Origin of the sequence: Paenibacillus sp. P46E, assembly GCF_001909095.1 — a bacterium.
Taxonomy (GTDB): Bacteria; Bacillota; Bacilli; order Paenibacillales; family Paenibacillaceae; genus Paenibacillus_AQ; species Paenibacillus_AQ helianthi.
Genome location: NZ_LVYZ01000092.1, coordinates 1 through 7,706, shown reverse-complemented (window position 1 = coordinate 7,706; position 7,706 = coordinate 1). Strand labels below are relative to the sequence as shown.

Below are 7,706 nucleotides of genomic sequence, written 5' to 3'. Positions count from 1 at the left end.
GTCAAAAAGAGTCTAAATTACAGGAATGGAGCATAAAAAATCCCTTGAAGACATTTAACATTCTCTTCAAGGGATTTTATTAAAAAGCAATATTAATAGGCCCACATAAAGCTTAATCTTGTAGAATTTTTCATAGAAAACGTTGTTGACCATATCGGCCTTTTCTTTTTTTTCTGTGATGAACCTATCCTTAGCGAACAGTACCTTATATTCAGACTTTCTCAAAACTTGCTGTTCAACAGAATGGTGAACAACTACATCTCCTTCTAGTTCAGGATGTTTTTCAAAGAATTTATAACCGTAAGAAAACGAAGATGACAAAAAACAGGTCAACCATGGTGGTATCTGACCATAATCGACCTGTTCAATGCAGCGGAGTAGCGTTAATTAGGGTATAAAATTCAAACATATACGTGCATACAACAGTAATGACGAAATCTTTATACGAGTATTACATGGATTATATGTGTAACTAAGGGAATAATGGGTTCATTCGACACTGGATAGCCCCTTTACTGGTATTCCACCGAACCTAAATATCTCAGGTAATTAGATAGAATTGTAGCTTCAACAATCTCCCCAGTATACTTAAAGTTATAAAGTAAAATAACAGCATTAATATCATTTGGAAATTCTTCCTGCACTAATGTATTAAATTTCGGGACGATTTCATCATCATAAGAGAATCCTTCAAGTAATTGATTTAGGTCATTACTTGGTTCTTCATAATATTCTGCTTCTCTTACTGCATCATCATATCTGCGAATCTCAAAGTGTTTAGCAAATATAGATGGAATAAACTCTCCCTCATCTGAATAAGAAACAACAAGTAATCTATCCAGTTCCTCGGAAGATTGAATATTTCCTACCCATAGAGATGCGAATCCTTCCTTTTCCATGTTAAGCCTCCTCTAAGGTTTTAATGCATCTACCCCACCTTCAAATCTATTATTCGCCCAATTTTGCAATCTTCTTTTAAACATATCGTAATCAGTAGACGAATCAATAATTTCTAACAGTTCATTATGTGCTTTTGTTGAATCTTTCCCACCATATTTGCCAGTGGGATTCACGAATTTGGTCTCGCTTATAAGGGGGCCTCATTTCAGCAATTTGTTCGCTTGTTACTCCCCATCTTTTGAATACGTCTGCTCTTGATACCAAGTGCCACTCATGTAATCCACCAGGCTGTCTGAGCCGGTCTTTAATGGTATCTACTAGTTTAGGGTCTGCCCACACTTTATCAAACTCATCAGGAGTCAAAGAATTGAACCATTTATTGAACTCACTGTTTTTAACTGATGGGACAGAATCAAGTACATTACCCGTCCCCTCAACGCTTATAAAATCATTCTTATCTTTATTTCCATCTGCATGTTTAGCAATAACCTCTAGCTCTGTAGCATCAAGCTTATCAAGTTTCTTATAATCGGTTTCACTAAGCTTGATCGGCTTCTTGCCATCAAGTTCTAGTTTCTTTAATTCCTTTTCAAGATTCTGCTCCTTGATGTCCCGCAGTTCCCCGTCAATCAGCAGCACCCAAGGATTAACCTCGCCATACAGACGGATATGCTTACCCTTGCGCTCCAGCTTGAACCGTTTGAACTTAAACTTCTGCAGAATCCGGTCCACCAGACCCTGGAGCTTTTTGGCCCCCTTCATGAACCCCTTTTGCAGGCTCTTGATCACGATTTTGCCGTTACGGATGATCATGCTGCCGCTCTTGGATGCCAGCTTGGCTCCAGATTTCAACAGGCTCTTGATGCCTTTGACTCCTGCACCCGCTACCTTCTTCGCACCAGTGGCCGCAGCTCCAACGCCTTTCTTCACGGCTTGTCCGGCTTTGTTCAGCCCTTTGCCGATCGCCTTGAAGCCAAGCTCCATCGCAAGCTCCACAAGTCCCATCGCGAGTGCCGTTGCCAGTGCAATGGCGGCCGGCTCGATCATCTTCTGCCAGCCCTGGCTCAGGTAGGTGCCAATATAGCCCGAGGCTTGGACAATAGTCTGGGCCACGGATTTAATCGCATCCGCTTGCAGATATACCGTGATCAGGTTGATAATCATCGGGAGTGCAGCCGTGATCGCCCCGCCTGTGATGATCTCCGCAGCCACCACGCCTACCAATATGCCGATGATCGCAGCCAAAAGCTTCAATCCATTACTCTTCATCCATTTTATTACATATGATTTAATCTGGTCAAACAGCATTTTCGCATTGCTCGCACGAAGTTTCGCGCCATCGGCAATTTTGCTGCCCAGGCTTTGATCCGCCTTTCCGGTATCGAATTCCGCCATGATGCTATCCATGGTGGCCGGATCGCGGCTGCCGGAGAGCTGCTTGCTCTCCCCGTCCTTGAGGTTCGCTTCCTGCACCAGTGCAGGATCCATCTCACCCGCTTCGACCGACTCCATTTCGATGTCGTCTGCCGTAAGCTTCTCGTCCGCTTGAGGCTGACCGGTGTCCTGCGCCTGCTCCGCTGCTGCGCCTTCTGCCGCCCCTGCTCCCATGGGCTTGGAGATATCTACTCCCAGCAGATACTCCCACATCTTGCCTTCCAGGTGGCTGAGTGAACGCTTCGCCGCCTTGCCGAGCGCCCCCATCCGGGCCAGCACATCCAGAAATGTAGCAATGAGCAGGGTACCCAGGGTTGAGATTAACTTGGTATAGAAGTTCTGTACCGCAGCCAGCGCCTGATCCACCTTGGCGGCCAGGAAGTCCATGACCTGTGTGACTTTGGTTTTGAGCTTCTGTGCCAGCTGGTTGACAGCCTTAACAGCCTTGTTGACGACGCCGTCAATTTTGCTGCATATTTTGGCGGCGATGCCCGGGAATTTGGCAAATACCACGGAGACCAGCTTTTTGAGCAGCGTGCCCAGGCCTTTGATCAGGTTGGTGATCAGCTTGCGGCCCAGCTCGATGATGCCCAGCACGGCTTGTTTGGCTTTTTCAAAAATAAACTTCACCGCTTTGCGGAGGCCCTCGAAAATAAAGTTGACCGCTTTTTTGACAAGATCGACCACGGCTTCGAGTTTGTCCTTCACCCAGCCGAGGAAGCCGCCTTTTTTCTCTTCCTTTGCTTTCTCTTCTGCATGCTTGCCGTCCGCATCCTTCTTAGCTTTGCTGTAGGCCTGAGTGGCTTCCCGCTCCGCTTCAGACTGCTTTTTCTTCGCTTCCCGTTCTTTTTCGGTCCGGACGCTGTTGATCTCGCCTTTTTTCTGCTGCGCTGCCGCTCCAGCCTGTCCGGCATAGTCGGCTTCGGCTGCATCCAGTTCGTTTTTCCATTCCCCGCGCAGGTTGTCGACTTCCGCCTTGGCTCCGGTCTGCTGGCTGAGTTGCTTATTCTTGGCATCGGCTTCTGCCTGCTGGATCTGCGCGTGGCTGTCTGCTTTGGAGATCAGTACCTTGCTGTCGAATTTCGCTTTTTCCTTGCTGTATTCCACCTGCTTGGCGCCCAGCTGCTTCTTCATTTCCGGGGCAAGGCGACTCGCTTTAAAAATAACCTTACCTTTTATGTTGGCTGGTCGTACCAAATTTCTTTCGCACCGTAATCATCGTTACAAGGGTCGTTTAATTGTCGGACAAAGTCCTATTCCTTGCATAAAACCTATAGTTATGTGCTATCCATTTTTAAAGTTGCGATTTTCTCTTTCTCAGCGTCACAATTGTTATAAGGTATTCTATAGTTACGAGTAATCTTTAAAAGCCGCAATTTGATAAAGGTAACAAAAAACAGGGCAATCATGGTAGTGTCTGACCATAATCGACCTGTTTTATGTAAGGTTTTAGTGTTATCTAGGTTTTAATTAATCAAGCATATCATGCGTACAAACGAAAATTAGGAAATCTTAATACGGGGTATTACATAGGTTAAGTGAGTTACTGATTGAATAAAGAATTCATTCGTCACTGGGTTCCCCTATTCCAAAGTATTCACATCGCAACATCCTGGTATCCAACTCTGGCGATTTCTTCATTCATTAGAAGTACACCTAATCCATTTTCTTCATCCCATGTAGAATCGAAAGATAGCCCAATATATCTGCCTTCAAGACTCTTCGTATATAGAACAGAAATCCCGACTAAACTTATCCTTTCAAGAAGTTGATCAATCGTTTCAATGAAGGGATAGTTTTCATTGAACGAAACATCATAACCAAGTTCATGCCTTTTTTGATTGTAATAATCTAATAACGGTTGTAAAATATTTTGCTGTATTTTTTCCCAACTTTTTATGAATGCTTGATAAGCAATATATTGTTTATCTAAAAACTCCCCATTCTTTTCACCGCTTACTGAAAAAAAAATTTCAAATTGTTTTCCACAAAACTCGATAACAGTATCCTTAAACCATACATAGTCATATTCGAGCTCTCCAAAAACCGCATCATTAATTATCATTTTACACGCTCCTATAAAATGCTTCCTATTTTGTTGCAAATCCTCCGGGCATATACGCCCCAGCATTTATTTCTCCGACTCCGCCAAGATGTCCAAATTTACTGTTTATCACTGATGGTACAAGCTGCATCGTTTTTCCATCATTTAATTCATGCCATGTTAGATTCTTCGCGACTCGGAAATCTTCTATATCACTTGCTGTAATATTTCCAGGCTGCATACCGAACTGGCTAGCCAATTCAGGAGATTTATTTAGCTGCTCAGCCAGTTTGTAGTTCGCTTGAGCAAAATTAGATCGTCTAGCCCTATTTCCGTTCTTACTACCAGTGCCACCGATCATATGGTCGATTTCCAACTGTGCTTTTGCTACAGGTGAAAAGTCAGGAATTCCATTTTTGTACTTTATACCATCTATTCCGGATGCATCCAATATTTTTTGTACCTCAGGATCAGGCGGCGGTTTAAGAGTACACTTAGATTCACCCCTTATTCCTTCAAAAACAACATTAGGATTCTCAGGTGCAGGTGTTTGATTAAGCCTTGCCTCATATGAACTAGAAAATTCAGTCTGCTTGAAGGCAGGGGGAGTTTCATCAATCTTTCCCGTCCCCTTAACGCTTTTAAAATCAATCTTGCTTTTATCTCCATCTGCATTCTTAGAGATATTTTCAAGTTCTGTATCCTCTAGCTTACTGAGTTTACTATATTCCGCATCACTAAGCTTGATCGGTTTCTTGCCATCGAGTTCAAGTTTCTTTAATTCCTTTTCAAGATTCTGCTCCTTGATGTCCCGCAGTTCCCCGTCAATCAGCAGCACCCAAGGATTAACCTCGCCATACAGACGGATATGCTTACCCTTACGCTCCAGCTTGAACCGCTTGAACTTGAACTTCTGCAGAATCCGGTCCACCAGACCCTGGAGCTTTTTGGCCCCCTTCATAAGCCCCTTTTGCAGGCTCTTGATCACGATTTTACCGTGACGGATGATCATGCTGCCACTCTTGGATGCCAGCTTGGCTCCAGATTTCAACAGGCTCTTGATGCCTTTGACTCCTGCACCCGCTACCTTCTTCGCACCAGTGGCCGCAGCTCCAACGCCTTTCTTCACGGCTTGTCCGGCTTTGTTCAGCCCTTTGCCGATCGCCTTGAAGCCAAGCTCCATCGCAAGCTCCACAAGTCCCATCGCGAGTGCCGTTGCCAGTGCAATGGCGGCCGGCTCGATCATCTTCTGCCAGCCCTGGCTCAGGTAGGTGCCAATATAGCCCGAGGCTTGGACAATCGTCTGGGCCACGGATTTAATCGCATCCGCTTGCAGATATACCGTGATCAGGTTGATAATCATCGGGAGTGCAGCCGTGATCGCCCCGCCTGTGATGATCTCTGCAGCCACGACACCAACCAAGATCCCTGCAAGGGCAGCCAAAAGCTTCAATCCATTACTCTTCATCCATTTTATTACATATGATTTAATCTGGTCAAACAGCATTTTCGCATTGCTCGCACGAAGTTTCGCACCATCGGCAATTTTGCTGCCCAGGCTTTGATCCGCTTTTCCAGTATCGAATTCTGCCATGATGCTGTCCATGGTGGCCGGATCGCGGCTGCCGGAGAGCTGCTTGCTCTCCCCATCTTTAAGGTTCGCTTCCTGCACCAGTGCCGGATCCATCTCACCCGCTTCGACCGACTCCATTTCGATGTCGTCTGCGGTAAGCTTCTCGTCCGCTTGACCTGCTTCGGATGCCTGCGCCTGCTCTGCCGCTGCGCCTTCTGCCGCTCCTGCCCCCATAGGCTTGGAGATGTCTACTCCGAGCAGATACTCCCACATCTTGCCTTCCAGGTGACTGAGCGAGCGCTTCGCCGCTTTACCCAGCGCCCCCATCCGGGCAAGCACATCCAGAAACGTAGCAATGAGCAGGTTGCCGAGGCTTGAGATTAACTTACTGTAGAAGTTCTGTACCGCAGCCAGCGCCTGATCCACCTTAGCGGCCAGGAAGTCCATGACCTGCGTGACTTTGGTTTTGAGCTTCTGTGCCAGCTGGTTGACGGCCTTCACGGCCTTGTTGACGACGCCATCAATTTTGCTGCATATTTTGGCGGCGATGCCCGGGAATTTGGCAAACACCACGGAGACCAGTTTTTTCAGCAGCACACCAAGTCCCTTGATCAGGTTGGTGATCAGCTTGCGGCCCAGCTCGATGATGCCCAGCACGGCTTGTTTGGCTTTTTCAAAAATGAACTTCACTGCTTTGCGGAGGCCCTCGAAAATAAAGTTGACTGCTTTTTTGACAAGATCGACCACGGCTTCGAGTTTGTCCTTCACCCAGCCGAGGAAGCCGCCTTTTTTCTCTTCCTTTGCTTTCTCTTCTGCATGCTTGCCGTCGGCATCCTTCTTGGCTTTGCTGTAGGCCTGAGTGGCTTCCCGCTCCGCTTCGGACTGCTTTTTCTGCGCTTCGCGTTCCTTTTCGGTCCGGACGCTGTTGATCTCACCTTTTTTCTGCTGCGCCGCTGCTCCAGCCTGTCCGGCATAGTCGGCTTCGGCTGCATCCAGCTCGTTTTTCCATTCCCCGCGCAGGTTGTCGACTTCTGCCTGGGCCCCCGCCTGCTGGCTCAGTTGCTTGTTCTTGGCATCGGCTTCTGCCTGCTGGATCTGCGCGTGGCTGTCTGCTTTGGAGATCAGTACCTTGCTGTCGAATTTCGCTTTTTCCTTGCTGTATTCCGCCTGCTTGGCGCCCAGCTGCTTCTTCATTTCCGGGGCAAGGCTGCGATTGAGTCCGGCCGTCATGTCCGCAGGCACTCCCAGTGCGGGCAGCTTCTTAGCTCCGGGTGCATTCCCGCCCTGCAGCTCTGCGGAAGCCTTCAGCGTGGAACCGTCCGGTTCGGGATAAATGTCATTCTCACCAAACGGAGTGTGGATCTGGCCCATCTCCGCCTGCTTGGCTGCCCCTACCTGCTGGGACGCCTCCTGATTGAAGCCTTCGAGCTGGGCGGGGTCCGCCTCACCGGTCATGCTGATGCCCGGAGGCTGCGCCGCAGCGGACCGGATTTCACCCAACATGGCTTCGGGATTACCTTCCGAGCCGGAAGATCCGATGTTCATTCGCTCCAGGTTCCCCGTTGTCGCAGTCCCGCCGGTGCGCTCGCTTCTGTACCCCTCCGGTGCGGAGTGTTTCAGTGGCGCTGGCTTTTTCCGGGCTTGAAAGACTTTGCCTTTCAGCCCTGTCGGGGCTGGAATGGCCGGCAACCCCTGCCGGGTCTTCTGCTTCTGCTTCGCGAAAGCCCCAGCAGAAACATCCACCGCCTGGGCGTA

4 protein-coding genes are annotated in these 7,706 nt (G+C 48.0%); all 4 read right to left on the bottom strand.

Annotation, left to right across the window (positions count from 1 at the left end; genetic code table 11):
- Window positions 1-512 precede the first annotated feature (512 nt).
- Window positions 513-899 carry an immunity 22 family protein gene (locus A3849_RS29935; protein WP_074114719.1) on the bottom strand — a complete coding sequence of 129 codons (387 nt, stop codon included), beginning with the start codon at window positions 897-899 and terminating at the stop codon, window positions 513-515.
- 124 nt (window positions 900-1,023) lie between these two features.
- Window positions 1,024-3,531, bottom strand: a complete 2,508-nt coding sequence (locus tag A3849_RS29930; RefSeq protein WP_256701099.1) for an uL18 family ribosomal protein — start codon at window positions 3,529-3,531, stop codon at window positions 1,024-1,026.
- Between the two features lie 400 nt (window positions 3,532-3,931).
- Window positions 3,932-4,399: a DUF6985 domain-containing protein gene (locus A3849_RS29925; protein WP_074114718.1), complete on the bottom strand. Its 468-nt coding sequence runs from the start codon at window positions 4,397-4,399 to the stop codon at window positions 3,932-3,934.
- A gap of 25 nt (window positions 4,400-4,424) precedes the next feature.
- Window positions 4,425-7,706: HNH endonuclease (locus A3849_RS29920; RefSeq protein ID WP_256701098.1), on the bottom strand; the 3,282-nt coding region annotated here is incomplete at its 5' end.